Origin of the sequence: Pseudoxanthobacter sp. M-2 (assembly GCF_046156265.1) — a bacterium.
In the GTDB taxonomy this organism is placed as follows: domain Bacteria; phylum Pseudomonadota; class Alphaproteobacteria; order Rhizobiales; family Segnochrobactraceae; genus CAMDHY01.
Window position 1 is genome coordinate 385,068 of record NZ_JAWDIR010000033.1, and the last position, 22,776, is coordinate 407,843.

A 22,776-nucleotide genomic window follows, 5' to 3' on the forward strand; every position below is an offset into this window, starting at 1 on the left:
TTTTGCTTTCTCTGCAGCGACGCGCGACGCCTGCGTGACCCGCGGACCCTCCCGGCGCCCTCCGCCGATGACCGCGACGTGACTTGCCGTGAGCGGCAGGCGAAGCGGAGAGTGACGGCAACGAACGGCGAAGCCGTCGCCGGATCGAGGGAGGCGTCGAGGGGAGGCCGACAATGATCGCGATCGTGCGGACGAGAATGGCGGTGGGGCTGCTGGCCGCCACCGGCCTGTGCAGCGTCACCGGGACAGCACTGGCAGACGGCCACTGCGCCCCGCAGCCCTACTGGCAATATGTCGGGTCGGCGGCGACGTCGTTCGAGCGCAATGCCCGCTTCGAGCTCGGCAACGGCTCGGTGCGCCAGGTCTCCAACGATCTTACCGTCTTCACCTGGTCGTGGCGCGACGACGGACTGCGCACCTGCACCAACCTGTCGCCGGCGACGCTGACGGACGGCACCTCGAACACCATCGTCCTCGGCGAGCGCTGCACGGAGACGCCGATCCCGCCGGAGAACCTCGAGCATTCCTGCATCGGCGACGTCACGGCGGCGACGGCGGCGGGCGAGCGGCCGTTCGCCTACTCCTCACTGTCCTATTCCTCGCTCGCCTATGACGGCGAGGAGGTGGTGGCGAGCTACGTCACCACCTGCGTCGCCAAGATGGCGATCAAGGACCCGAGGAAGCCCGCTCTCACCCAGCGCGCGCCGGACGTGGAGTGCCTGCGCGAACAGATCTGGCCGGACGCGAAGTAGCTTCCGGCCGGACCGTCCGGGCGTGTGATCAAAGATCAGTGATCGCGGTTGTGGCCGCGGTCGCGGCGGCGCTCGGCCGGCTGGTAGGCGATGCGGGCGTGCGTCGTGCAGTAGGGCACGCCGGTGTCCGAGCGCCGGCCGCAGAAGGTGAAGCCTTCGCTGCCGGGATCGCCGATCGGCCAGCGGCAGGTCTGCTCGGTCAGCATCATGATGGTGACGCGCTGGCCGATCGAGACCACCTCGCCCATCGGCTCGGGCTCCGGCCGCGTCGCCACCACATAGGCGGGCTCGGCCGTGGCGAGCGCCGTGTTGCCGACGGCCGCGACCGTCGGGCGCGTGCTGCGGCGGACCATCGGCGCGGGCTTCGGCTTGTGGGCCGGCGCCATCGAGGGCTGGCCGGTGCGGGCGCGGCCGGAGAGGCCCAGCCGGTGGATCTTGCCGATCACGGCGTTGCGCGTCACCTCGCCGAGGGAGGCGGCGATCTGGCTGGCGCTGAGGCCGTCCGTCCACAGGCGCTTCAGCGTATCGACCCGCTCGTCGGTCCAGGACATGTCGCCTCATCCTTCCGTATCGAAACCGGACTCCGAATCCGAGAGCGCCGGGCGACGGGAGCCCGCCTGACGCTACAGGGGTGGTGTCGGGAACTTTCGAGTGCGACGGACACGATATGTCGTGTCGGTACGCCCGGACGCTACAATATGCCGTGACTCTCTGACAAGAGTCGGCGGCCGCCTGTGACGGCGTGAAGGGGGTTTTCCCCAGCGAAGGTCAGTTTGACGAGCGGCTCACTCGCCTTCGTCGCCGCCGTCGGCGTCGTCCCCGCTCGGCGGTGCCGGCGAGCGGTCGAGGGCGAGCCCCGCAACGGACTTGGCGTCGCCCCGGCGCTCGGCGAAGCCGATCACCTCCAGCACCCGCACGCGGCTTCCGACGACGACGGTGAGGACATCGCCAAGACGCACCAGCCGGTCGGCGCTGGTGACGCGGTCGCGGTTGACCCGCACCTTGCCCGCCTCGACGAGCGCCTTGGCCAGGGGCCGTGTCTTCACCACGCGGGCGAACCACAGCCACTTGTCGAGACGCTGCGCCGCGATGGTCATGAGGCGAGCATCACGGCGCAACGGTCACGGGGCGCGGCGGCGGGTCACCGCTCCTTCGCCCGCCGCTCGAGATCGGCCTTCAGCGCCGCGAGCGCGGCAAAGGGCGAGTTCGGATCGGGCTGGCGGCCGCGGCCAGTGTCGCGGGGGCGGTCGTCGCGGGGGCGATCCTCGCGCGGCCGGTCGTTCCTCGGGCGGTCCTCACGGGGGCGGTCGTCGCGCGGGCGGTCACCGCGCGGACGATCGTCGCGCGCCCGCTGACCCTCGGGCCGATCGCCGCCGGGACGGCCACCACTGCGGCCCTCGGCCGGACGGCCCTGGCCCTGCGGCGGGCGTCCACGGCGGTCGTCGCCGCGCGGACGGTCGGGACGGCGGTCCGGGCGCGCCTCGCCGGCGGCCGGTGCCTCGCCGGGGGCGCCAGTGGCGGCCGGGGCGTTCTCGGCCCGGCGCGGGCCGCGGTCGCCGCGGCGCTCGCCACTCCGGTCAGCCTGACGGTCGCGGTTGCCACGGTGGCGCGGCTCGCCGCGCCGCTCGGGACGGCCGGGGCGCCAGACCTCGACCAGGACGGGCTCGGCAGCGGCGTCGGCCGCGACCGGCTCGCCGTCGGACGTCTCGGAGACAGCCGCGGCCTCGGCGGAAGCCACGGCTTCGGCGGAAGTGGTTTCCTCGGAGACTGCGACGTCCGCAGCTGCAGCGGTTTCTTCAGACGCGTCAGTGACTTCGGACGCCGATGTCGCTTCGGACGCGGGTACTTCGACGGCAGTGTCGACCGGAGCGGCGACCGCTTCGGTGGAAGTCGTGGCGTCGTCTGGCTCGACCTTCGGCTCGAACTCCTCCGAAGCGGCCTCCATCTGGGCGGCTTCCGACAGGTCGCCGTCTCCCTCAGCGGCTTCCGCGGCCTCGGCGACCGGGCCCTCGGCGCTCTCAGTCGCCACCGGCGGCTCGCGGTCTTGCTCGGGCGTGGCCGACGCTTCGATCGCATCCGCCGCCTCGGTGCCGACGTCGTCCGGAGTGGCGGTCTCGGCCTCCGTTGCGGCGGTATCGAAGGTCGCCGCGGTCGCGGCATCCGCGTCGACGGCCTCCGGCGCGACGGCGGCATCCGCCGTCGACGGCGTCGCCGCCGGGGTCTCCGGCGCGCGCACGGGCAGCGGGCGGCGGTCCATGCGGTAGCCGAGGCCGCGCAGGATGGAGGCGAAGTCCTCGCCCGAGCAGCCGACCAGCGACGTCATCCGCACGGTCGCCATGAAGCCGCCGGCCGGGTGGGCGCCGTCGGGCATCGGCCCGGCCTCGGGACCCGGCCGCCAGGCGAGGATCGGCCGGATGAGGTCGGCGAGGCGCTCGAGGATGTCGATGCGCACCGCGCGGCCGCCGCAGGCCTTGAAGCCGCAGACGCGGTAGAGGTCGACCGGCACCGCCGGGTCGACCGGGATAGAGGTGCGTCCGGATGCGGAAAGCTGCGGCACCTCCAGCAGGCCCGGCACGTCGAGGCTCGCGTGCTTCAGCGCCCAGAGCTCGGCGAGCAGCCGGCTCGGCGCCGGCTTCAGGAGCGCCGGCACGAACAGGTGATAGGCGCCGAAGCGCACGCCGAGCGAGCGCAGGCCCGCCCGCGCCGCCTGGTCGAGGCCCTTGATGTCCTCGGCGATCGCCGGACGCTCGACGACGCCGAGCGCCTCGGCGATGCGGAAGGCGATGCCGCGCGGCAGGCCGGGCAGCTCGGTGGCGTTGCGCAGGTCGATGAGCGGCTTCAGCAGCGTCTCGACCTGGGTCTTCAGCCAGGTGCCGAGCCGCGTCTGCACCTTCTCGCGCGACGCGCCGGTGAGCTGGTCGTCGGCGAGGACGACGAAGCCGGGCGTCAGCACGTCGTCGCCGGGAATGAGCTTGGCCACCGGCTCGCCGAGCCAGCGGATCGCCCCGTCGGCGGCGAGCACCAGGTCGCTGTCGGCGGCACGGCCGAGGCGGTCGGCGCGCGCGTCGATCTCGCCCGCGAGCGCCTTGGCGGCGGCACTGCGCAGTGCCTTGACCTCCGGGCCATCGCCGCCGCCACCACCGGTGTCGGCGACGAAGCGGAAGCCGGCGAGGCGTCCGACGTGCTGGCCCTCGACGGAGACATCTCCCGCCGGCGTGATCTCCGCTTCGAGCATCGCGTTTTCTCTCAGGCGTTTCATCAGGACGCTCGTTCGCCGGTCGACGAAGCGGCGGGTCAGCCGTTCGTGGAGGGCGTCGGAGAGTCGATCCTCGACATCTCGTGTGACACCGCGCCAGTGCGCGGGATCGGCGAGCCAATCTCCACGATTGGCGACATAAGTCCATGTCCGAACGTGCGCGATCCGGTTGGAAAGCGCATCGATGTCGCCGTCGGTGCGGTCGGACTGGTCGACCTGACGGGCGAACCAGTCGTCCGGTATCCTACCCGATCGGGCGATGAAGCCGTAGAGGGCGAGGACGAGATCGGCATGGTTGGCCGGTGCGATGCGCCGGTAGTCGGGCACCTGGCAGACGTCCCAGAGCAGCGAGACGCGGGCCCGCGTCGAGGCGAGCGCCCGGATATCCGGGTCGCGGGCGGCATAGTCGAGGCTGACGGAATCCTCGGCCTGGGGGGCCCGCGTCAGGCCCTCCTGGCGCGGCGGCTCGTCGAGCGAGCGGCGGAGCGCGTCGAGGGAGGCGAAGTCGAGATCGGGATTGCGCCACTGCAGCACCCTGAGCGACTGGAAGCGGTGGCTCTCCAGCGCCTCGACCATCTCGTTGTCGAAGGGGGCGACGCGGCCGGTGACCCCGAAGGTGCCGTCGCGCATGTGGCGGCCGGCGCGCCCGGCGATCTGGCCGAGCTCGGCGGCGTTGAGGGCGCGGTACTGGTAGCCGTCGAACTTGCGGTCGCCGGCGAAGGCAACGTGGTCGACATCGAGGTTGAGGCCCATGCCGATCGCGTCGGTGGCGACGAGGAACTCGACGTCGCCCGCCTGGAACAGCTCGACCTGGGCGTTGCGGGTGCGTGGGCTGAGCGAGCCGAGCACCACCGCCGCGCCGCCGCGCTGGCGGCGGATCAGTTCGGCGATGGCGTAGACCTCGTCGGCCGAGAAGGCGACGATGGCGCTGCGGGCCGGCAGCCGGGTGATCTTCTTGGAGCCCGCATAGGCGAGCACCGACATGCGTGGCCGCGTCACCACGTTGAGGCCGGGGATCAGCTTCTCCAGCATCGGCCGGACGGTGGTGGCGCCGAGCAGCAGCGTCTCGTCGCGGCCGCGGGAATTCAGGATGCGGTCGGTGAAGACCCGGCCGCGCTCGAGGTCGCCGGCGAGCTGGACCTCGTCCACCGCCAGGAACGACACGTCGGCGTCGCGCGGCATCGCCTCCACCGTGCAGACGGTGAAGCGCGGCGCCGGCGGCACGATGCGCTCCTCGCCGGTGACGAGGGCGACGGCATCGGCGCCGACGCGGGCGGCGACGCGGTTGTAGACCTCGCGCGCGAGAAGCCGCAGCGGCAGGCCGATGAGGCCGCTGCCGTGTGCGATCATGCGCTCGATCGCGAGGTGTGTCTTGCCGGTGTTGGTCGGCCCGAGGACGGCGGTGACCGAACGCGAACGGACGACGGAGGCGGACGCGGATCTCGACTCGACGTTCATCGACTTCCCAGGCCGGCCGGTTGGACCCGGGCGGCGGGTGGAGTTACCGGCTGCCTCATAGCACAGCCGGGCAGCGGCGCTCCAGAATTACGGGGGCTTCCATGGGTGTCCACGTTCGCTCCGTGGCGTCGCGCCGCCGACAGTACAACGCGCGTCGAAGCGAATCGGAACGACTCTGGAACGAATCCGGCCCGAATCGACGACTCGCGCCGAGTCCGGCTTTGTTCCCTACGAGACTTGGCGAAGACTCTGTCCCGACCTACGACATCTTGCGTTTTCTGGGTGCGGCCGGAGAACGACTCGGCGTCCCCGAACGAGTTGTCGCGAGGACTCCGATCGGCCCGCGAGTCAAGCGAGCGAAACGAGCCGTCTTTCGCGCAAAAAAACTGCGTGGCCGCGCGTGAATGGGGACAGTCGACGGGCTCGCTGGTGGGTCAGTCGGCGGTCGTGGTCACGGCGGTGACCGTCGGGCCGGTGATCTTGAGATCGGTCGCCTCGACCACCAGGGTGCCGCGCATGGTGCCGACGGAGACGCGGTAGGGCACGAGCAGGGTGGTGCCCGGGATCGGCGCCAGCCACGCCTCCAGCGCCCGGTTGTTCTGCATGTAGCGCACCGACTCCTTGTTGCGCTTGTGGCCGGAGACCGGGACCCAGCGGGCGGAGCAGACGACGACGGTGCCCTTGTAGGACTTCGTCTCGACCGTCTTGGTGCCCTGGTAGGTGAGCGGCACGTCGAAGCGCGTCCAGCCGTCGAAGATCGGCAGCGTGCGGGCGCAGGCGGCGGGGCCGGTGGCGTCCTCGACGGAGCGCACCGGCATGACGACGGCGCTGACAGGGTCGAGCACGCCCTTCCAGTGCTTCGACTGCACCGGCACGACGTCGCGGTGCGGCTTCGTCGGCGGGTCGGCGGAAACCGACTTCAGCGTGCCGGACGCAAGGTCCATGCGCACCGAACTCGACTTCTCGCTGTTGCTCGCCTCCATCGTGTAGCGCGTCGGCAGCACGGAGCCGCCCTTGAGCCAGCCGGCCGCCTGGGCGTCGACCTTTTCGGAGGAGAAGATGCGCGCGAGCGAGGCGGGCCGCATCGCCACCTTGGCGGAATAGGCGCTGCCGTCGATGACGAGGGAGAGCTTGCCCTGGGCGAACGACATCCCGCTGAAGGAGATGTCGTAGATGGCGCCGACCTTGGCGCTGTCGGCCAGCGCCGGAGCGGCGGACAGCACCGGCGCGGCCACGAGGGCAGCGAGCGCCACGGCGTTGGTCGCGGAGCGCCGGACTGCCCTGAGCGGGGCGAGGACCCGAGGATGACGAGAGCTCACAGTGTCCTCCGCTGTCGCCGGCAACCGGGGGTCTGGGTCCGAGAGAACGGACTTGGCCCGAAAGAACGACGGTCCGGCGGGAATGCGCCGAATCTTGGGCCCCAGCATTGCGACCCGCATGGTAAGCGCCCGGTTAACGTCGGGACGATGGCGTCCCTACGGTATCTCGCGTGGCGACAGTGCCGCCCGACCTCGGCTACGCTGGCGGCGATCTTGCTTGCCGGGCCGCTGCACCCGCCGAGCCCGCTAGCACGCCCGTGCCGCGTTCCCGCGCCGTCAACCGGACCCACTGATGACCGCCGCCGTCGCCAGAACCGCGACCACCACTGCCCCCGACGCCACCCGGCTGGAGCGGGCGCGGGGGATCGTGCGGCTCGGCTTCATCGGCGACGCGGACGGCGCGACGCGGCTGACGACGCTCTACCAGGCCGGCTCCGGCAAGGCGCGGCTGCCGCGCGCACCCGCCGGGGCGCCGCCGCTGGCGGTGTTGCTCAACACCGCCGGGGGGCTCACCGGCGGTGACCGATTCCTCACCGAGGTGTCGACCGGCGACGGTGCCGCGGCGGTGGTGACGACGCAGGCGGCCGAGCGGGTATACCGGCGCTTGAGCGGGACCGCGCGGGTCGAGACGCGGTTGACGGTCGGCCGCGGTGCCCGCCTGTCGTGGTTGCCGCAGGAGACCATCGTCTTCGACGGCGCGGGCCTCGAGCGCTCGCTCGACGTCTCGATCGCCGCCGGAGCGCAGGTGCTCGCCTGCGAGGCGATCGTGCTCGGCCGCGCGGCGATGGGCGAGACGGTGCGCACCGTCGAGGTGCGCGACCGCTGGGACATCACCATCGACGGTCGCCTCGCCTTCGCCGACCGGCTGCGGCTCGTCGGTGACGCCGAGGCGATCCTCGCGGGGCCGGCGACCGGCGGTGGCGCGCGCGCGTTCGCGACGCTGGTCGTCGCCGGGGAGGGTGCGGCGGAGCGGCTCGACGCGGTGCGTGGCGCGATCGACGCGGCGGTGGAGGCGGCCGGTGGCGGTGTCGAGGCGGGCGCGAGCGCGCTCGACGGCGTCGTTGTGGCGCGCCTTATCGCAAGCTCGGCGACGCCGTTGCGGGTGACGCTGACCCGGCTCCTCGCAGAGCTCGAGGGCCGGCCGCTGCCGAGGGTGTGGTCGTGCTGAAAACGTGGCTAGTGTGCCCGCGGGATGGGCACGTGCGGCCGATGCCGGATAGGTGGGGGCCGGGCTCGGTGCCCGGTCGGCGGATACGGAGTGAAACTCGGATGACTGTGGAGCGACGCGGATGAACCTGACGCCCCGCGAAAAGGACAAGCTGCTGATTTCCATGGCGGCGATGGTGGCGCGCCGGAGGTTGGAGCGCGGCGTCAAGCTGAACTACCCGGAAGCGATCGCGCTGATCTCCGACTATGTCGTCGAGGGCGCCCGTGACGGCCGCTCCGTCGCCGACCTGATGGAGGCGGGCGCCCACGTCGTCGGCCGCGCCCAAGTGATGGAGGGCATCGCCGAGATGATCCACGACGTGCAGGTGGAGGCGACCTTCCCCGACGGGACGAAGCTCGTCACCGTCCACCACCCTATCCGCTAGCCGGCATGGCCCCTCGTCGCCGCCTTGCGCCGCCGTGCCGCTGTCCGCCCCTCCGGGCGATGGCCGTGGGCGCAATGGCGGTGGCGGCGGCGCTTGTGGTCGGCCTCTGGCCGGCACGGGCGGCGTCGGACGGGCCGCGAAAGCTGCCGTCGCCGATGGTCGGCGTCACCCTCGACACTGTCGCGCACCTGCCGGAGACGATCGAGGCGCTCGCCGCCCTGCCGGTGATGCCGGTGGCGCGCGTTGTCTTCGATCGCGGGCCAGTCTCGATGTACACCGCCGCGGTCGACGAGCTGCGCCCGGTCGCCTTCCTGATGGGCGAGCTCGTCGATTCCTCCGACTTCCGCCGCTACTCGCTCGCCGCCTACCGCGCCCGCACGCGCAGCTACTACGCCGCCCTCGGCGACCAGATCGACCTGTGGGAGATCGGCAACGAGGTGAACGGCGAGTGGCTCGGCCCGACCAGGGACGTCGTCGCCAAGCTCCGCGCCGCCTTCCGCCACGTCGAGGGGCAGGGCGGCAGGACGGCGATGACGCTCTATTTCAACCAGGACTGCTGGGAGAAGCGCGACCACGAGATGTTTTCGTGGACGGAGAAAAATGTGCCGGCGGAGATGAAGGCCGGCCTCGATTACGTGTTCGTCAGCTGGTACCCGGACGACTGCCGCGGCGTCATGCCGGACTGGCCGGCCGTGTTCGCCCGGCTGCGGACGGTGTTTCCGACGGCGAAGCTCGGCTTCGGCGAGATCGGCCGCGACCGCAAGGCGCCGCGCGCCGCGAAGGCGCGGATGGTGCGGGACTTCTACGGCATGGAGCGGCTCGGGCCGCGCTTCGTCGGCGGCTATTTCTGGTGGTATTTCGCCGAGGAGATGGTGCCGAAGACGAAGCCGCTGTGGCGGACGCTCAGCGAGACCGTGGCGGCGACCGCGCCGTAGCGCGGGCTGTCCCACGTTGCTGTGGTGGAAGTTTGGGCTGGGCCGAAGCCGGGATCGGGACGAAACTTGCATGCGGCGCTGCCGCCGACGGGAGGGGGAACGGATGCTGGAGCTTCGGCCGAACTGCGAGTGCTGCGACCGCGACCTGCCGCCGGACGCTGCGGACGCGATGATCTGCACCTTCGAGTGCACCTTCTGCGCGGACTGCGCCGCGCGCGAATTCGGCGGACTCTGCCCGAACTGCGGCGGCGAACTCGTCCGCCGGCCGGTACGTCCCGCCGGCAAGCTCGCCCGCTTCCCGGCCTCGACCGAGCGCGTGCTGCGGGCGGCGCCGTGCGGCGATCGCGCGGCGTGAGGCTTCCGAGCGATGCCCCGTCCCCAAGGAGAGCCCATGATCCCCGGTGAACTGATGCCCGCCGAGGGCGAGATCGAGCTCAATGCCGGCCAGCCGACGGTGGCGATCGAGGTGTCGAACACCGGCGACCGGCCGGTGCAGGTCGGCAGCCACTACCACTTCTTCGAGACCAATCCGGCGCTCGCCTTCGACCGCGACCAGGCCCGCGGCTGCCGCCTCGACATTCCCGCCGGCACCGCCGTCCGCTTCGAGCCGGGCCAGTCGCGCACCGTGACGCTGGTGCCCTATCGCGGCCTGCGGGTGGTCTACGGGTTTCGACAGGGAGTGATGGGGGCGTTGTGAGTTGTTATCAGGCAGCGTTTACCTTACATTTTTGGCAATGTAAGGCATCTGGAGTTGAGCCAATGCGTCGCTTCGCGATGACGGTGACGTCGAAGGGGCAGGTGACGCTGCCGGCAGGATATCGCCGCATGGTGCGGGCCGAACCCGGTGATCAGTTGGAGATCATCGTGGAGGACGATGGGCAGGCGAAGCTTCGGAAGAAGTCCGGCCGCCTCGCCGACCACTTCGGCTCGCTCGCAGACTATGGCGGGGGACCCACGACCCGGACTGACGAGACGGTGGCGGCAATAGATTCCGCCATGGCCGAGCAGGACGCGCGCAGCCGGCGCTAGGGGGACGGCGGGGTGATCGCCTTCGACACCAACATTCTCCTGCGCATCGTCCTGTCGGACGACGAGAGGCAGTCCCCGGTGGCACGGGCGCTAGCCCTGAAGGCCAGCCCGGACGAGCCGGTGTTAATCAGCGTCGTCGTGCTGGTGGAGTTCGTATGGACCCTGATTCGCCAGAAGAAGGTGCCCCGGGACATCGTCGTCGCGGAACTGGAGACGCTGCTGCTTCGTCCGGACGTGCTGATTGAATCCGTCGACGCCGTCGAGGTGGCGCTTGGCCACTTCCGGTCCGGCAAGGCGGACTTCTCCGACTACCTGATCGCGGAACTGGGCCGCACGGCCGGCGCAACGACGACCTACACCTTCGACACGGACGCCCGCGATGCACCGGGCTTCACGCTCCTCACCGCCTGACGAGGCACCGACCATGCCCTTCAAGATGCCCCGTGCCGACTACGCCCACATGTTCGGCCCGACGGTCGGCGACCGACTCCGGCTCGCCGACACCGAGCTCGTCATCGAGATCGAGAAGGACTTCACCACCTATGGCGAGGAGGTGAAGTTCGGCGGCGGCAAGGTGATCCGCGACGGCATGGGGCAGAGCCAGGTGACGCGCCACGGCGGCGCGGTCGACACGGTCATCACCAACGTCGTCATCGTCGACCACTGGGGGATCGTGAAGGCCGACGTCGGCCTGCGCGACGGCCGCATCGTCGGCATCGGCAAGGCCGGCAACCCGGACGTCCAGCCTGGCGTCGACATCATCGTCGGCCCGTCCACCGAGGCGATCGCCGGCGAGGGCAAGATCCTCACCGCCGGCGCCATGGACTGCCACATCCACTTCATCTGCCCGCAGCAGATCGAGGAGGCGCTGATGTCCGGCGTCACCACCATGCTGGGCGGCGGCACGGGGCCGGCGACAGGCACCAACGCCACGACCTGCACCCCCGGCGCCTGGCACATCGGGCGGATGCTGCAGGCGGCGGACTCGTTCCCGATGAACCTGTCGCTGTCCGGCAAGGGCAACGCCGCGCTGCCGGCGGCGCTGGAGGAGCAGGTGCACGCCGGCGTCGGCTCGCTGAAGCTGCACGAGGATTGGGGCACGACGCCGGCGGCGATCGACTGCTGCCTGTCGGTGGCGGACGACCTCGACGTGCAGGTGATGATCCACACCGATACGCTGAACGAGTCCGGCTTCGTCGAGGACACGGTGGCGGCGATCAAGGGCCGCACCATCCACGCCTTCCACACCGAGGGCGCCGGCGGCGGTCACGCGCCGGACATCATCAAGGTCTGCGGGCTGCCGAACGTCATCCCGTCCTCGACCAACCCGACCCGGCCCTACACCGTGAACACGCTCGAGGAACACCTCGACATGCTCATGGTCTGCCACCACCTCGATCCGGACATTCCCGAGGACGTCGCCTTCGCCGAGAGCCGCATCCGCAAGGAGACGATCGCGGCGGAGGACATCCTGCACGACATGGGCGCCTTCTCGATCATCGCCTCCGACAGCCAGGCGATGGGCCGCGTCGGCGAGGTCCTGATCCGCACGCTTCAGACCGCCCACAAGATGAAGGTGCAGCGCGGCGCGCTCGCCGAGGACAAGGGCCGCGGCAACGACAATTTCCGCGTCCGCCGCTACATGGCGAAGGTGACGATCAACCCCGCGATCGCCCACGGCATGGCCCAGCACATCGGCTCGGTGGAGGTCGGCAAGCTCGCCGACCTCGTCCTCTGGTCGCCGGCCTTCTTCGGCGTGAAGCCGGACCTCGTCCTCAAGCTCGGCATGATCGCCGCCGCCCCGATGGGTGATCCGAACGCCTCGATCCCCACCCCGCAGCCGGTCCACTACCGGCCGATGTTCGGCGCCTATGGGCGGGCGATGACGGAATCCTGCGTCACCTTCGTCTCGAAGAACGCGCTCGAGGCCGGCGTCGCCGAACGGCTGAAGCTTGCCAAGCACGTGCTGCCGATCGAGAACGTCCGCGGCATCGGCAAGAAGGACATGGTGCTGAACGACGCGCTGCCGGAGATCGAGGTCGATCCCGAAACCTACGAGGTGCGCGCGAACGGCGAGCTCCTCACCTGCGCCCCGGCCGACGTGCTGCCGATGGCGCAGCGCTACTTCCTGTTCTGAGTTCCATTGCGCTACTCTCACCGGCCGGAGACTTGGAGCACGCTGGAAATCAGGGTAGGGGCACGAGACTCAAATGCGTTTTTCCGATCGCATTGGCGCGACAACACCAAGAACGATATTACAAATTGATTCTATGGACGATAATCTTAGGAATATGCTTTGGGAATTGGTCGATTCGAATCTGGCAGTGTCTGACTATCACAGAAGCAATATTTACAAGTTAATTTGGGTTGGCTTTTTTAGGAGACCATCAGACACATGCCCTCTTTCCGACCAAAAATCGAAGAAGTCCCTGAGAGATTGGGTATTTGCATGTGAGTGGTACGAACTGTTCAATTTTCTCGAATATCTTTACCGATATGTGAAATTCAATATTGATACTTTGAACTATATTCTCGAGCAAGAGCTATCCGCTTACAGATTTATTGACAGCAAGTTTATCCCAATTACAGATGAAGTCGAAATTCGCGCAATAGAATCCGCACTTTCAGGTGGGGCGCCGGAAGGCGCCCGCGCTCACCTAAAGGCTGCCCTAGCTCATTTCGCCCGTCGACCGCATCCTGATTTGAGGAACTCTGTTAAGGAAGCAATATCCGCTGTTGAGAGTGCGGCGCGAATTGCTTCTGGAAAAGATAAGGCGACACTTGGAGACGCGCTTAAGGCAATAGATCCTTCCTCGAATTTGCATCCGGCCTTTAAAGAGGCAATGAATAAACTTTACGGCTATGCCAGCGACGAGGATGGAATACGGCATTCACTTTTAGTGAGTTCAGCAAAAGTGACATCAGATGATGCTCAATTTATGTTAGTCGTGTGCAGCGCGTTTGTTAGCTACATTACTGCTCGACAGTCGCACCTATCGAGGCACGCGGGATGATTCGGGCAACTACCTTCGTGAGTGACACTAGTCAGAGCATCATCGCCGACACGGTGGTGCTCGATCGCGAGGACCGCCACCGCCGCCGCATGGCGATGACGGGGGAGGGCGGGCTCGCCTTCCTGCTCGACCTCGCCGAAGCGACGGTGCTCGCCGACGGCGACGGGCTGGTGCTGGAGGACGGGCGGATCGTGCGGGTGCGCGCGGCGGAGGAGGACGTGGTGGCGATCACCGCCGCCTCGCCGGCGGAGCTCGTCCGCATCGCCTGGCACCTCGGCAACCGCCATCTGCCGACGGAACTCCACCCCGACCGGCTGGTGATCCGCCGCGACCACGTCATCGAGGCGATGGTGGAAGGCCTCGGCGGCCGCCTCGCGCCAGCGCGCGCCGCCTTCCGCCCCGAGGGCGGAGCGTACGGGCTCGGTGCGGTTCATGGCCACGAGCACGGCTCGCATGGGCATGAGCCGCATGGACATGCGCACTCGCACGGCGACCATGACCATCATCACGCGGCGGATGACGGCCACCATCACCACCACGGCGGCCACGGACACGCCCACCAGCATGGCGGTCCGTCGCACACACACGATCCGGTGCCGTCGCTGGCGGTCGCCGCGGAGCTCGCGGCGAAGGCGGCGGTCGTTCCCGATCACGACGACCACGGCTATTGCGCGCCCGACGAGGCGACGGGGGGACGCTGCGGCGGCGGCCATGCGCACGGCGGCTGAGCGCGCTCTGAATGCATCCAACCCGGACCTGGCCGCACCAGCACTGGCGCCGGGCGGGGCCGAAGGGCCGTGCGTCACCCCGCCAACGCTCGCGGCGGACGGGGCGTCCGCCGCGCCCTCGGCCATCCTGCAGACGCTGATCCTGCAGACGTGGCTGTCGCCCGCCTTCCCGGTCGGCGCCTTCGCCTACAGCCACGGGCTCGAATGGGCGGTCGAGGACGGCACCGTCCGCGATCTCGGCAGCCTCACGGCCTGGCTCGACGGCGTCGTCCGCCAAGGCACCGGCCGCTCCGACATGATCCTGCTCGCCCACGCCTGGCGCGCCGTCGCCGCCGACGACGATGCGGGGCTCGTGAGCGTCGCGGCGCTCGCCGCGGCGCTGCAGCCGACCCGCGAACGGCGGCTCGAGTCGCTCGCCCAGGGCGAGGCCTTCCTCAAGGCGGTACGCCAGACGTGGCCGGGCGATGGCGTCGAGGCCGTCGTGGAGCGGCTGGCGGCGGCCGGCCTGCAGGCGGCGCTACCGGTCGCCGTCGGCGCGATTTCCGCAGCCCACCGGCTTGCTTTGCCGGCTACTATCGCATCTGCGCTCACTGCTTTCGTGGCTAACCTTTCCTCGGCCGCCGTCCGCCTTGTGCCGCTCGGCCAGACCGACGGCCAGCGCGCCGTCGCCGCCCTGATGCCGGTGGTAATCGCCGTCGCCTCCGAGGCAGAGGCCGCCACGCTCGACGACATCGGCGGCGCCAGCCTGCGCGCCGACATCGCGTCTGCCCGCCACGAGACCCAGTACACGAGGCTGTTCCGCTCATGACCGCGACGCTCGCGCCGACCCCGTTTCCCCTCCGCCCGGCGATGTCGCCGCACGGGCCGCTCCGCGTCGGCGTCGGCGGCCCGGTCGGCTCCGGCAAGACGGCGCTGATGGATGCGCTCTGCAAGCGCCTGCGCGACCGCTTCGAGCTCGCCGCCATCACCAACGACATCTACACCAAGGAGGACGCCGAGTTCCTGACCCGCTCCGGGGCGCTGGCGCCGGAGCGCATCCTCGGGGTGGAGACCGGCGGCTGCCCGCACACGGCGATCCGCGAGGACGCCTCGATCAACCTCGCCGCCGTCGCGGACCTCAACGCCCGCTTTCCCGGCCTCGACCTGATCCTGATCGAATCCGGTGGCGACAACCTCGCCGCCACCTTCTCGCCGGAACTCGCCGACATCACGATCTACGTCATCGACGTCTCCGCCGGCGACAAGATCCCGCGCAAGGGCGGCCCGGGCATTACCCGTTCCGACCTCCTCGTCATCAACAAGATCGACCTCGCGCCGATGGTCGGCGCCTCGCTCGAGGTGATGGACCGCGATGCTAGCCGGATGCGCGGGGCGCGGCCGTTCGTCTTCACCAACGTCAAGTCGGGCGAGGGTGTCGACGACGTCGTCCGCTTCGTGGAGACTGCCGGCGGGCTCGGCTGACGGCGGTCGGGGGACCGCCACACGGGCCCGGGAGAGGCCAGCAGAATGCACAGTCCCGCCGCAGGCACCGCCCCGCGCAGTTTCGGTGCGCGCGCGCTCGCGTTCTTCCTGCACGAATTCCGCCAGGTGCTGCCGCCGACGATCTTCTTCGCCGTCGGCTTCAACATCATCGTCTTCACCCAGCGGCTCATCCTCGCCGAGTACATGATCGAGTTCTCCGGCTACCTCGTCGCCGTGGTGATGGCGCTGGTGGTCGGCAAGGCAGTGCTGGTCGCCGACAAGATGCCGTTCCTGCGCGTCTTCGACCACGCGCCGCTGATCGCGCCGATCCTGTTCAAGACGCTCGTCTACTGGCTCTTCGTGTTCATTGCCCGGCTGCTCGAGGCGCTCGCCCACTATGTCTTCGAGACGGGCGGCCTGGGCGGCTTCGGCACCCACATGGTCGAGCACTTCTCGTGGAACCGGTTCCTCTTCATCCAGACGTGGATCCTCGTGCTGTTCCTGCTCTACTGCACGGCGGCTGAGATCTCGGGCCTGCTCGGCGATGGCGAGCTGTTCCGCGTCTTCTTCCGCTACCAGCCGAGCGAGCTGAAGCGGACGCGGCGGCAGCGGGCGCGGGCGCTCGTCCGCCTCGCCGCCCTCGGCCGCCGGCACACGGCGGCGGACTTCCGTGATCCCGACAGCGCCGTGCACCAGGAGACCGTGGCGCTGATTGAGGCCCTCGCCTCCGACGCTGCGAAGCAGGCGCCTGCGCCGGGGCCATCCGGCAGGGCGTGAGGACCGTCGCCCCGAGGGGTGAGCGGCCTCCGCTTCAGGCGACGGCGTCTGACGTCGCGGCGGGCCCGGCTTCGGCGTCCTCGATTGCCGCGTCGAGGGCGAGCCGCAGGCCGTCGATCTCGCGACGCAGGCGCTTCAGCTCGCCGACATCGAGGCCGAGACGGCCTGCAATCACCGTCGGCAGGCCGGCGGCCTCGGCCCGCAGCGCCCGGCCGGCGTCGCTGAGGGCGATGCGCACCTGCCGCTCGTCCTCGGCGTCGCGGCTGCGCGTCACCAGGCCGGCGGTGGCGAGGCGCTTCAAGAGCGGCGTCAGCGTGCCGGAATCGAGGCCGAGCCGCTCGCCGATCGCCTTCACCGTCAGCCCGTCGCGCTCCCACAGCACCAGCATGACCAGGTACTGCGGATAGGTGAGCCCCAGCCGCTCGAGCAGCGGCCGGTAGGTGCGCGAGAAGGCGTGCGACGCCGCGTAGACGGCGAAGCACAGCTGATTGTCGAGCGCCAGCGCGCCCGCATCGATCGCGCTGCGCCGGGTGGCGGCCTCGTCTGAGTGCGGCATGGATTCCAGAGCCTCCATCCCCGTCATAGCGCGGCCATTTCGATTGCGCAAAATCCAATCGGGGTCATCACATGCGGTGTTGACAGCATCCAATTAAATTGCGCACAATGCAACTGTCTGGCCGGGAGCGTCGTTGCGTCCGGTCGAAACGAAAAGGGAGATGTCACATGGCCAGCGTCTATACGGCGGAAGCCTCTGCCACCGGCGGCCGCGACGGCCGCGCCGTCTCGAACGACGGTGTCGTCGACGTGAAGCTCGCGGTGCCGAAGGAGATGGGCGGCGGCGGCGGCGGTGCGAACCCCGAGCAGCTTTTCGCCGCGGGCTTCTCGGCCTGCTTCCTCGGCGCCGTGAAGTACGTCGCCGGCAAGGACAAGATCAGCGTGCCGTCGGAAGCCAAGGTTACCGGCCGCGTCGGCATCGGCCCGCGCGACGACGGCACCGGCTTCGGCCTCGAGGTCGACCTCAAGGTGTCGCTGCCGGGCCTCGACAAGGCGACGGCCGAAAAGCTCCTGAAGGACGCCGAGATCGTCTGCCCCTATGCGCACGCGACGAAGGGCAACATCCCGGTCCGTATTTCGCTCGCCTGAGCGGCCACTCCGGATCCCGTCCGCGGGCGCCGGGAGAGCGGAAGACGAAAAACGGAAAACGCCGGCCGGATCGCTCCGGCCGGCGTTCTCTATTGCGACATGATCAGGCGGAGATCAGCGCGCCGCCGTCCAGCCCTGATACTCGCCGAGGTTCTCCGAGGTGATCAGCTTCGGCTCGAGCAGCACGACGGCCTCGGCCGGCTTGTTGCCCTTCAGCACCTCGGCCGCCATGTCGAGCGCCTGGCCCGCCATCGTGTAGGGGTCCTGCGAGGCCGACGCCTTGATCAGCGAGGTGCCGGACTTCAGCTCCGCCTCGATGTCGGGCGCGCCGTCGACTGCGGTGATGATGAACTCGCTGCGGCCGAGCTGCTTCGCCGCCAGGTTCACGCCGATCGCCGTCGGGTCGTTGATGGCGAAGATCGCGTCGACCTTCGGGAAGCGCGTCAGCAGCGACTGGCCCACCGCAAAGCCGCCGTCACGCGAGCCCTTGGCGTCCTGGTTGTCCGACAGGATCTTGATGTCGGGATACTTGGCGAAGGTCTCCTTGCAGCCGTTGACGCGGTCGACGATCGACGACACCTGCGGCCCGTTGACGATGATGACCTCGCCCTTGCCGTTCAGGTGATCGGCCAGATACTGGCAGGCGATGGCGCCGGCCTTGACGTTGTCGGTCATCACCGTGACGTCGGCGCCCTTCGCCGACACGTCGAAGGCGCCGACGACGATGCCAGCCGCCTGGGCCTTCTTGATCGCCGGCTCGATCGCCACCGGATCGACGGCGTTGATCATGATGACGTCGACGCCGGCGGCGATGAAGTTGTCGATCTGGGTGAACTGCTTGTTGAGGTCGTAGTCCGACGAGGTGTTGGTGAAGCTCGTGTCCGGATTGATCTTCTTGGCCGACGCCTCGATGCCCTTGATGGTGGCGACGAAGAACGGGTTGCCGAGCGAGCCGACCGAGATGCCGACGGTGTTGAGGTCCTTGGCGGCGGCCGGGGCCGCCACGGCGGCGGCGACGGCGAGGCCGATCGCGATGCGGGAAAGCGTCATCTTCTGTCTCCTCCGGTGGTGATATGCGGCGGCCCGCCTTGGCGCGGGGTTCGCCTCGCTTCGTGGTCCTTGCGACGGCCGCGCAGTGCGCGGACGCCGTCCGTCCGGGTGACGATCAGGTCCGCCCGCCGTGGCTGAGGCGGTAGCGGTCGAGCGCGACCGCCCCGATGATCACCAAGCCCTTGATGATGTACTGCCAGATGTCCGAGACACCGACGAGGATGAGACCGTTGGTCAGGATGGCGATGATCAGCGCGCCGATCAGGGTCCCCCAGATCGAACCGATGCCGCCGGTGAAGGAGGTGCCGCCGAGGATGACGGCGGCGATCGCATCGAGCTCGTAGCTCATGCCGAGTTGCAGGCCGTTCGCCGCATAGAGGCGGGCGGCCGCCATCACGCCGCCGAGGCCGGCGAGGAGGCCTGCGGCGCCGTAGACGAAGAGCAGGATCTGCCAGACCTTGATGCCGGCGAGGCGGGCCGCGTCGGGATTGCCGCCGACGGCATAGATGCGGGTGCCGAGCACGGTGCGGCGCAGGATGATCCACGAGACGATCACCACCGCGAGGGCGATGATGACGAGCCACGGCACGCCGAACAGGGTGCCGTTGCCGATGAAGGCGAACGGCAGCTCGGGATTGAACACCGTCGTGTCCTCGCCGAGCAGCCGCGCGACGCCGCGCACGGCCGTCAGCGATCCCAATGTGACAATGAACGGTGGAAGGTTCGCGAGTGCGATCAGCGCGCCGTTGATGAGCCCGAAGGCGAGGCCGACGGCGAGCGCCGCGGGCACGCCGAGCATCCCCCAGTCGGGGATCAGCGAGCCCATGATCGCGACCATCGCCGAGGCAGCGAGGATCGAGCCGACCGACAGGTCGATGCCGCCGGTCAGGATCACGAAGGTCATGCCGGCGGCGAGCACCACGTTGATGGAGGCCTGCTGCGCGACGATCGAGATGTTCTGCCAGCTCATGAAGCGGCCGCTCATCAGCTCGAAGGCGATGCAGATGATGATCAGCACCGGCAGCATGCCGAGCACCTGGATCATCTGGCGCATCGAGCCGCGCCGCGATTCCCTGAGCGCCGTCGCCTTCGCCGCCTCACCCGCGCCGCCGCTGCGCATCTCCGCCATCGCCGTTCCCTCCGAAACCGCCCCTTTTTGCCGGGGCGTTATTCCTCGCCTCACGCCGCCCGCTGCACGTCCGCCCCTGTCGCCACCGCCATGATCGCCTCCTGGGTGATCGGCGCCTCCGGCGTGCCCGTGACCTCGCCGGCGATGGTGCCGTCGCGCATGACGAGCACGCGGTCGCAGGTACCGAGGATCTCCGGGAGTTCGCTCGAGATCACCACGATGCCGTTGCCGGCACGGGCCAGCGCATCGATCAGCCGGTAGATCTCCGATTTCGCGCCGATGTCGATGCCGCGCGTCGGCTCGTCGAGGATCAGCACCTTCGGCTTCGTCTCGAGCAGCCGCGACAGCAGCACCTTCTGCTGGTTGCCACCCGACAGCGCCCCGACGTTGAGGCCAGTGTGCGGCGCCCGGATCGACAGCGCCTTCATCGCCGCATCGGCGCGCTCGCGGGCGCTCTTGCCGTTGAGGAAGCCGCCCGGCCGGGCGTCGCGGGCGATCACCTCAAGGTTGATGTTCTCGCGGATCGTCATGTCCAGGAAGACGCCGAGCGCCTTGCGGTCCTCGGTCAGGTAGACGAGGCCGGCGTCGACGGCGTCGAGCGGCCCGTCGATCCGGCGCTCGCTGCCGTCGATGAAGACGCGGCCGGTCGTCTTGCGGTCGGCGCCGCAGACGAGGCGCGCGAGCTCGGTGCGGCCGGAGCCGACGAGCCCGGAGAGGCCGACGACCTCCCCCGCCCACACCTCGAAGGAACAGTCGTGGATGCGCCGGCCGTCGCCGACGTTCTCGACCTTCATCAGCACCGCCCGGTCGTGCGGCGGGGCGCGGTGCTCCTTGGCGAAGAAGGACGAGAGCTCGCGCCCGACCATCATCCGCACCAGCTTCTCGGCGCTGATCTCGGCCCGCTCGAGGGTGCCGATGTAGGCGCCGTCGCGCAGCACGCTGACGCGGTCGGAGAGTTCGTAGACCTCGCCCATCCGGTGGCTGATGTAGATGATGGCGATGCCTTCCGACTTCAGCTGCCGGATCACCGCGAACAGCCGCTCGGTCTCGTGGGTCGACAGCGAGGTGGTCGGCTCGTCCATGACGAGGATGCGCGAGCGCGCCGCCACGGCGCGGGCGATCTCGACGAGCTGGCGCTCGGCGATGGACAGGTCGCCGACCTTGGTGGTCGGCAGGAAGGGCGCGTCGAGGCGGGCGAGCACCGGCGCGGCGGCCGCCGCCATCGCCTTGCGATCGATCAGGCCGTTCTTCGACATCTCCTCGCCGAGGAACATATTCTCGGCGACCGTGAGGTTCGGGGAGAGCGCCAGCTCCTGGTAGATGATGGCGATGCCGTTGCGGCGGCCGGCGAGCGGGCCGTCGATCACCGCCTTCTGGCCGCCGATCCAGATCTCGCCGCCGGGATCGGCCTGGTAGGCGCCCGACAGGATCTTCATCAGGGTCGACTTGCCGGCGCCGTTCTCGCCCATCAGTGCGTGGATCTCGCCGCCATAGGCCGCGAAGGAGACGCCCGACAGCGCCTTCACGCCCGGAAACGTCTTCGAGATGTCGCGCATCTCGAGCACCGGCACGCCGGCGGAGGCGGGAGCGAGACGCGGATCCTCGGTGGCCGTCATGGTGCGACCTCCTTCCAGGCGGGGGCGAGGGTGTCGATCAGGGTGCGATAGGCGGCGTAGCGGCGGTCGAGCTTCGCCCGCAGCACCGGATCGGGGGCGATCAGGCGGTCGATGCGGGTGTCGGCGGCCGCGGCGGCGGGGCTGGCGAAGCGGCCGATGACGGCTCCGGCGACCAGCGCCGCGCCGCGCGCGCCGAACTCGCTGCCAGCCGGCACTTCCAGCGTCAGGCCGAGGGAGGCCGCGAAGATCTCCGACCACGCCTTGCTCTTCGCCGCGCCGCCGGCGAAGCGCACCGCCACCGGTGGCTCGCGCACAGACAGCAGGCGCTCGAGGTGGCGGCGATGCTCGAAGGCGACGCCCTCGTAGAGCGCGCGGACGGCATGGCCGAGGCGATGCCAGCTCGAAAAGCCGAGGAAGCTGCCGCGCGCCGCCGAGTTGTCGATGGCGCCATTGAGGAACGGCAGGAAATAGACCGGCGGCCCGTCCTCGGGCGCCTCGGCGACGAGGCGGTTGCAGAAGCCGTGCAGATCGGCCGCGTCGCCGGCGACGGGCTTCAGGAAGGCCTCGATGAACCACTCGAGCGAACTCGCGGACGTCGGGCTGCCCTCGATCGCCAGCCACTCGCCGGGCTGCAGCCCGTGCGAGCAGATCAGCACGCTGCCATCGGTGACGGGCGCCGGCAGGAACGCCTGGTGCAGGCCCCACGTGCCCGACATCACGACGATGCGGTCCTCGTCGACGGCGCCGGTGCCGTACATCACCGCGAGGTTGTCGCAGCAGCCGGCGGTTACGGGGGTGCCCGCCCGGAGCCCCGTCTCGGCCGCGGCCTTCGCCGTGACCGTGCCGGCGACCGTCAGTGGCTCGAGCAGGGGTGGCAGCAGCCGCACGCTGCCGCCGAGGCCGAGGTCGCCCATCAGGCCCGTCGCATAGGTGCGGTCGAGCCCGACGAGCGAGCCGGTCGACTGGTCGGTGACCTCGGCGGCGAGTTCGCCGGTGAGCCGCAGGCGCAGGAAGTCCTTGCACATCAGCGCCGCGGCGGAGGCCTGCAGCACCTCCGGCCGGTGACGGCCGAGCCAGGCCAGGATCGGCGCCGGCTTGCCCGGCCACAGCGTCTGCCCGGTGCGGGCGAGGTGCTCGGCGCCGAGGCCCTCCCCGACCCACTCGTCGCAGATGCCGGCGGCGCGGATGTCGGAGGCGAGGATGCCATTGGTGGTGGGACGGCCGGCGCCATCGACCAGGAATAGCCCGTTGCCGAAGCCGGTGACGCCGACGACGGCGATGTCGTCGGCGGTGACGCCGGCGCTCGCCAGCGCCCGTGGCACCGCTTCGCCGACGTGGCGCCACATCTCCTCGGGGTCGCGCTCGGCATGGCCGGCGTGCGGCGATAGGAAGCGCGGGGTGCGGGCGGCCACGCCGACTTCCTCGCCCGACGCGGAGAACACCGCGGCCTTCACCGCGGTGCCTCCGGCGTCGATGCCCAGGAAGAAGTCGGCCATGAATCGAACCCTCGACCCCTC

At 69.7% G+C, this 22,776-nt stretch carries 24 protein-coding genes; 15 read left to right on the forward strand and 9 right to left on the reverse strand.

Features of this window, described 5'->3' with window-relative positions; all coding sequences use genetic code 11:
* Positions 1 to 173: 173 nt before the first annotated feature.
* Positions 174 to 752, forward strand: coding sequence for a hypothetical protein (locus tag RUR49_RS16880; protein ID WP_409147549.1), 579 nt, complete (start codon positions 174 to 176; stop codon positions 750 to 752).
* A gap of 35 nt (positions 753 to 787) precedes the next feature.
* Here the strand turns inward: RUR49_RS16880 and RUR49_RS16885 are convergent, their stop codons facing one another.
* The 4 genes from RUR49_RS16885 to RUR49_RS16900 form a co-directional block, all read right to left on the reverse strand.
* Complete coding sequence (locus tag RUR49_RS16885; protein ID WP_409147550.1) at positions 788 to 1,303, reverse strand: GcrA family cell cycle regulator; 516 nt, start codon at positions 1,301 to 1,303, stop codon at positions 788 to 790.
* Positions 1,304 to 1,537: 234 nt separating this feature from the next.
* Positions 1,538 to 1,849, reverse strand: a complete 312-nt coding sequence (locus tag RUR49_RS16890) for an RNA-binding S4 domain-containing protein (protein ID WP_409147551.1) — start codon at positions 1,847 to 1,849, stop codon at positions 1,538 to 1,540.
* A 44-nt stretch (positions 1,850 to 1,893) separates the two neighbouring features.
* The gene (locus RUR49_RS16895) at positions 1,894 to 5,466 is read right to left on the reverse strand and encodes a helicase-related protein (RefSeq protein WP_409147552.1); all 3,573 of its coding nucleotides are present in this window, start codon (positions 5,464 to 5,466) and stop codon (positions 1,894 to 1,896) included.
* Positions 5,467 to 5,900: 434 nt separating this feature from the next.
* The gene (locus RUR49_RS16900; RefSeq protein WP_409147553.1) at positions 5,901 to 6,719 is read right to left on the reverse strand and encodes a DUF3108 domain-containing protein; all 819 of its coding nucleotides are present in this window, start codon (positions 6,717 to 6,719) and stop codon (positions 5,901 to 5,903) included.
* Between the two features lie 358 nt (positions 6,720 to 7,077).
* On the opposite strand from RUR49_RS16900, the gene RUR49_RS16905 reads away from it, so the two are divergent.
* The 13 genes from RUR49_RS16905 (at position 7,078) to RUR49_RS16965 (ending at position 16,321) form a co-directional block, all read left to right on the forward strand.
* Complete coding sequence (locus tag RUR49_RS16905) at positions 7,078 to 7,953, forward strand: urease accessory protein UreD (RefSeq protein WP_409147554.1); 876 nt, start codon at positions 7,078 to 7,080, stop codon at positions 7,951 to 7,953.
* Positions 7,954 to 8,074: 121 nt separating this feature from the next.
* Complete coding sequence (locus RUR49_RS16910; RefSeq protein ID WP_409147555.1) at positions 8,075 to 8,377, forward strand: urease subunit gamma; 303 nt, start codon at positions 8,075 to 8,077, stop codon at positions 8,375 to 8,377.
* Between the two features lie 59 nt (positions 8,378 to 8,436).
* Complete coding sequence (locus RUR49_RS16915; RefSeq protein WP_409147556.1) at positions 8,437 to 9,312, forward strand: hypothetical protein; 876 nt, start codon at positions 8,437 to 8,439, stop codon at positions 9,310 to 9,312.
* A 103-nt stretch (positions 9,313 to 9,415) separates the two neighbouring features.
* Positions 9,416 to 9,667 (forward strand): DUF1272 domain-containing protein, encoded by a 252-nt coding sequence (locus RUR49_RS16920; RefSeq protein WP_409147557.1) that lies wholly within the window; start codon positions 9,416 to 9,418, stop codon positions 9,665 to 9,667.
* A gap of 36 nt (positions 9,668 to 9,703) precedes the next feature.
* Positions 9,704 to 10,009, forward strand: a complete 306-nt coding sequence (locus RUR49_RS16925) for an urease subunit beta (RefSeq protein ID WP_409147558.1) — start codon at positions 9,704 to 9,706, stop codon at positions 10,007 to 10,009.
* A 62-nt stretch (positions 10,010 to 10,071) separates the two neighbouring features.
* A complete protein-coding gene (locus tag RUR49_RS16930; RefSeq protein ID WP_409147559.1) occupies positions 10,072 to 10,341 on the forward strand; it encodes an AbrB/MazE/SpoVT family DNA-binding domain-containing protein in 270 nt (89 codons plus the stop codon).
* Between the two features lie 12 nt (positions 10,342 to 10,353).
* Positions 10,354 to 10,752 carry a PIN domain-containing protein gene (locus RUR49_RS16935; protein WP_409147560.1) on the forward strand — a complete coding sequence of 133 codons (399 nt, stop codon included), beginning with the start codon at positions 10,354 to 10,356 and terminating at the stop codon, positions 10,750 to 10,752.
* 13 nt (positions 10,753 to 10,765) lie between these two features.
* Positions 10,766 to 12,478 (forward strand): urease subunit alpha, encoded by a 1,713-nt coding sequence (gene ureC / locus RUR49_RS16940; RefSeq protein ID WP_409147561.1) that lies wholly within the window; start codon positions 10,766 to 10,768, stop codon positions 12,476 to 12,478.
* Positions 12,479 to 12,551: 73 nt separating this feature from the next.
* Positions 12,552 to 13,355 (forward strand): AbiJ-NTD4 domain-containing protein, encoded by an 804-nt coding sequence (locus tag RUR49_RS16945; RefSeq protein WP_409147562.1) that lies wholly within the window; start codon positions 12,552 to 12,554, stop codon positions 13,353 to 13,355.
* A gap of 17 nt (positions 13,356 to 13,372) precedes the next feature.
* Positions 13,373 to 14,083, forward strand: a complete 711-nt coding sequence (locus tag RUR49_RS16950) for an urease accessory protein UreE (protein ID WP_409147563.1) — start codon at positions 13,373 to 13,375, stop codon at positions 14,081 to 14,083.
* The gene (locus RUR49_RS16955) at positions 14,067 to 14,891 is read left to right on the forward strand and encodes an urease accessory protein UreF (RefSeq protein WP_409147564.1); all 825 of its coding nucleotides are present in this window, start codon (positions 14,067 to 14,069) and stop codon (positions 14,889 to 14,891) included. The genes RUR49_RS16950 and RUR49_RS16955 overlap by 17 nt, the downstream gene beginning before the upstream one ends.
* A 41-nt stretch (positions 14,892 to 14,932) precedes the next feature.
* Complete coding sequence (gene ureG, locus RUR49_RS16960; RefSeq protein WP_409147695.1) at positions 14,933 to 15,544, forward strand: urease accessory protein UreG; 612 nt, start codon at positions 14,933 to 14,935, stop codon at positions 15,542 to 15,544.
* A 45-nt stretch (positions 15,545 to 15,589) separates the two neighbouring features.
* The gene (locus RUR49_RS16965) at positions 15,590 to 16,321 is read left to right on the forward strand and encodes a hypothetical protein (RefSeq protein ID WP_409147565.1); all 732 of its coding nucleotides are present in this window, start codon (positions 15,590 to 15,592) and stop codon (positions 16,319 to 16,321) included.
* A gap of 34 nt (positions 16,322 to 16,355) precedes the next feature.
* On the opposite strand, the gene RUR49_RS16970 is transcribed toward RUR49_RS16965, so the two are convergent.
* Positions 16,356 to 16,877: a MarR family winged helix-turn-helix transcriptional regulator gene (locus RUR49_RS16970; protein WP_409147566.1), complete on the reverse strand. Its 522-nt coding sequence runs from the start codon at positions 16,875 to 16,877 to the stop codon at positions 16,356 to 16,358.
* Positions 16,878 to 17,044: 167 nt separating this feature from the next.
* On the opposite strand from RUR49_RS16970, the gene RUR49_RS16975 reads away from it, so the two are divergent.
* Entirely contained in the window at positions 17,045 to 17,464 is a 420-nt protein-coding gene (locus tag RUR49_RS16975; protein ID WP_409147567.1) for an organic hydroperoxide resistance protein, read from the forward strand.
* A gap of 114 nt (positions 17,465 to 17,578) precedes the next feature.
* Here the strand turns inward: RUR49_RS16975 and RUR49_RS16980 are convergent, their stop codons facing one another.
* From RUR49_RS16980 to RUR49_RS16995, 4 genes are all read right to left on the reverse strand, one after another.
* The gene (locus tag RUR49_RS16980) at positions 17,579 to 18,514 is read right to left on the reverse strand and encodes an ABC transporter substrate-binding protein (RefSeq protein ID WP_409147568.1); all 936 of its coding nucleotides are present in this window, start codon (positions 18,512 to 18,514) and stop codon (positions 17,579 to 17,581) included.
* 115 nt (positions 18,515 to 18,629) lie between these two features.
* Complete coding sequence (locus RUR49_RS16985; RefSeq protein WP_409147696.1) at positions 18,630 to 19,634, reverse strand: ABC transporter permease subunit; 1,005 nt, start codon at positions 19,632 to 19,634, stop codon at positions 18,630 to 18,632.
* A 59-nt stretch (positions 19,635 to 19,693) separates the two neighbouring features.
* Positions 19,694 to 21,259: a sugar ABC transporter ATP-binding protein gene (locus tag RUR49_RS16990; RefSeq protein ID WP_409147569.1), complete on the reverse strand. Its 1,566-nt coding sequence runs from the start codon at positions 21,257 to 21,259 to the stop codon at positions 19,694 to 19,696.
* Positions 21,256 to 22,755, reverse strand: a complete 1,500-nt coding sequence (locus RUR49_RS16995) for an FGGY-family carbohydrate kinase (RefSeq protein ID WP_409147570.1) — start codon at positions 22,753 to 22,755, stop codon at positions 21,256 to 21,258. Before RUR49_RS16995 ends, RUR49_RS16990 begins: the two co-directional genes overlap by 4 nt.
* Positions 22,756 to 22,776: the final 21 nt, after the last annotated feature.

What these genes read in the sequence shown, in the direction of transcription:
- RUR49_RS16885 (WP_409147550.1), bottom strand. Translation starts at nt 1,303, where the DNA reads ATGTCCTGGACCGACGAGCGGGTCGATACGCTGAAGCGCCTGTGGACG.
- RUR49_RS16890 (WP_409147551.1), bottom strand. Translation starts at nt 1,849, where the DNA reads ATGACCATCGCGGCGCAGCGTCTCGACAAGTGGCTGTGGTTCGCCCGC.
- RUR49_RS16985 (WP_409147696.1), bottom strand. Translation starts at nt 19,634, where the DNA reads ATGCGCAGCGGCGGCGCGGGTGAGGCGGCGAAGGCGACGGCGCTCAGG.
- RUR49_RS16925 (WP_409147558.1), top strand. Translation starts at nt 9,704, where the DNA reads ATGATCCCCGGTGAACTGATGCCCGCCGAGGGCGAGATCGAGCTCAAT.
- RUR49_RS16980 (WP_409147568.1), bottom strand. Translation starts at nt 18,514, where the DNA reads ATGACGCTTTCCCGCATCGCGATCGGCCTCGCCGTCGCCGCCGCCGTG.
- ureG (WP_409147695.1), top strand. Translation starts at nt 14,933, where the DNA reads ATGTCGCCGCACGGGCCGCTCCGCGTCGGCGTCGGCGGCCCGGTCGGC.
- RUR49_RS16975 (WP_409147567.1), top strand. Translation starts at nt 17,045, where the DNA reads ATGGCCAGCGTCTATACGGCGGAAGCCTCTGCCACCGGCGGCCGCGAC.
- RUR49_RS16895 (WP_409147552.1), bottom strand. Translation starts at nt 5,466, where the DNA reads ATGAACGTCGAGTCGAGATCCGCGTCCGCCTCCGTCGTCCGTTCGCGT.
- RUR49_RS16990 (WP_409147569.1), bottom strand. Translation starts at nt 21,259, where the DNA reads ATGACGGCCACCGAGGATCCGCGTCTCGCTCCCGCCTCCGCCGGCGTG.
- RUR49_RS16930 (WP_409147559.1), top strand. Translation starts at nt 10,072, where the DNA reads ATGCGTCGCTTCGCGATGACGGTGACGTCGAAGGGGCAGGTGACGCTG.
- ureC (WP_409147561.1), top strand. Translation starts at nt 10,766, where the DNA reads ATGCCCTTCAAGATGCCCCGTGCCGACTACGCCCACATGTTCGGCCCG.
- RUR49_RS16955 (WP_409147564.1), top strand. Translation starts at nt 14,067, where the DNA reads ATGCGCACGGCGGCTGAGCGCGCTCTGAATGCATCCAACCCGGACCTG.
- RUR49_RS16880 (WP_409147549.1), top strand. Translation starts at nt 174, where the DNA reads ATGATCGCGATCGTGCGGACGAGAATGGCGGTGGGGCTGCTGGCCGCC.
- RUR49_RS16970 (WP_409147566.1), bottom strand. Translation starts at nt 16,877, where the DNA reads ATGCCGCACTCAGACGAGGCCGCCACCCGGCGCAGCGCGATCGATGCG.
- RUR49_RS16905 (WP_409147554.1), top strand. Translation starts at nt 7,078, where the DNA reads ATGACCGCCGCCGTCGCCAGAACCGCGACCACCACTGCCCCCGACGCC.
- RUR49_RS16965 (WP_409147565.1), top strand. Translation starts at nt 15,590, where the DNA reads ATGCACAGTCCCGCCGCAGGCACCGCCCCGCGCAGTTTCGGTGCGCGC.
- RUR49_RS16915 (WP_409147556.1), top strand. Translation starts at nt 8,437, where the DNA reads ATGGCCGTGGGCGCAATGGCGGTGGCGGCGGCGCTTGTGGTCGGCCTC.
- RUR49_RS16910 (WP_409147555.1), top strand. Translation starts at nt 8,075, where the DNA reads ATGAACCTGACGCCCCGCGAAAAGGACAAGCTGCTGATTTCCATGGCG.
- RUR49_RS16920 (WP_409147557.1), top strand. Translation starts at nt 9,416, where the DNA reads ATGCTGGAGCTTCGGCCGAACTGCGAGTGCTGCGACCGCGACCTGCCG.
- RUR49_RS16995 (WP_409147570.1), bottom strand. Translation starts at nt 22,755, where the DNA reads ATGGCCGACTTCTTCCTGGGCATCGACGCCGGAGGCACCGCGGTGAAG.
- RUR49_RS16945 (WP_409147562.1), top strand. Translation starts at nt 12,552, where the DNA reads ATGCGTTTTTCCGATCGCATTGGCGCGACAACACCAAGAACGATATTA.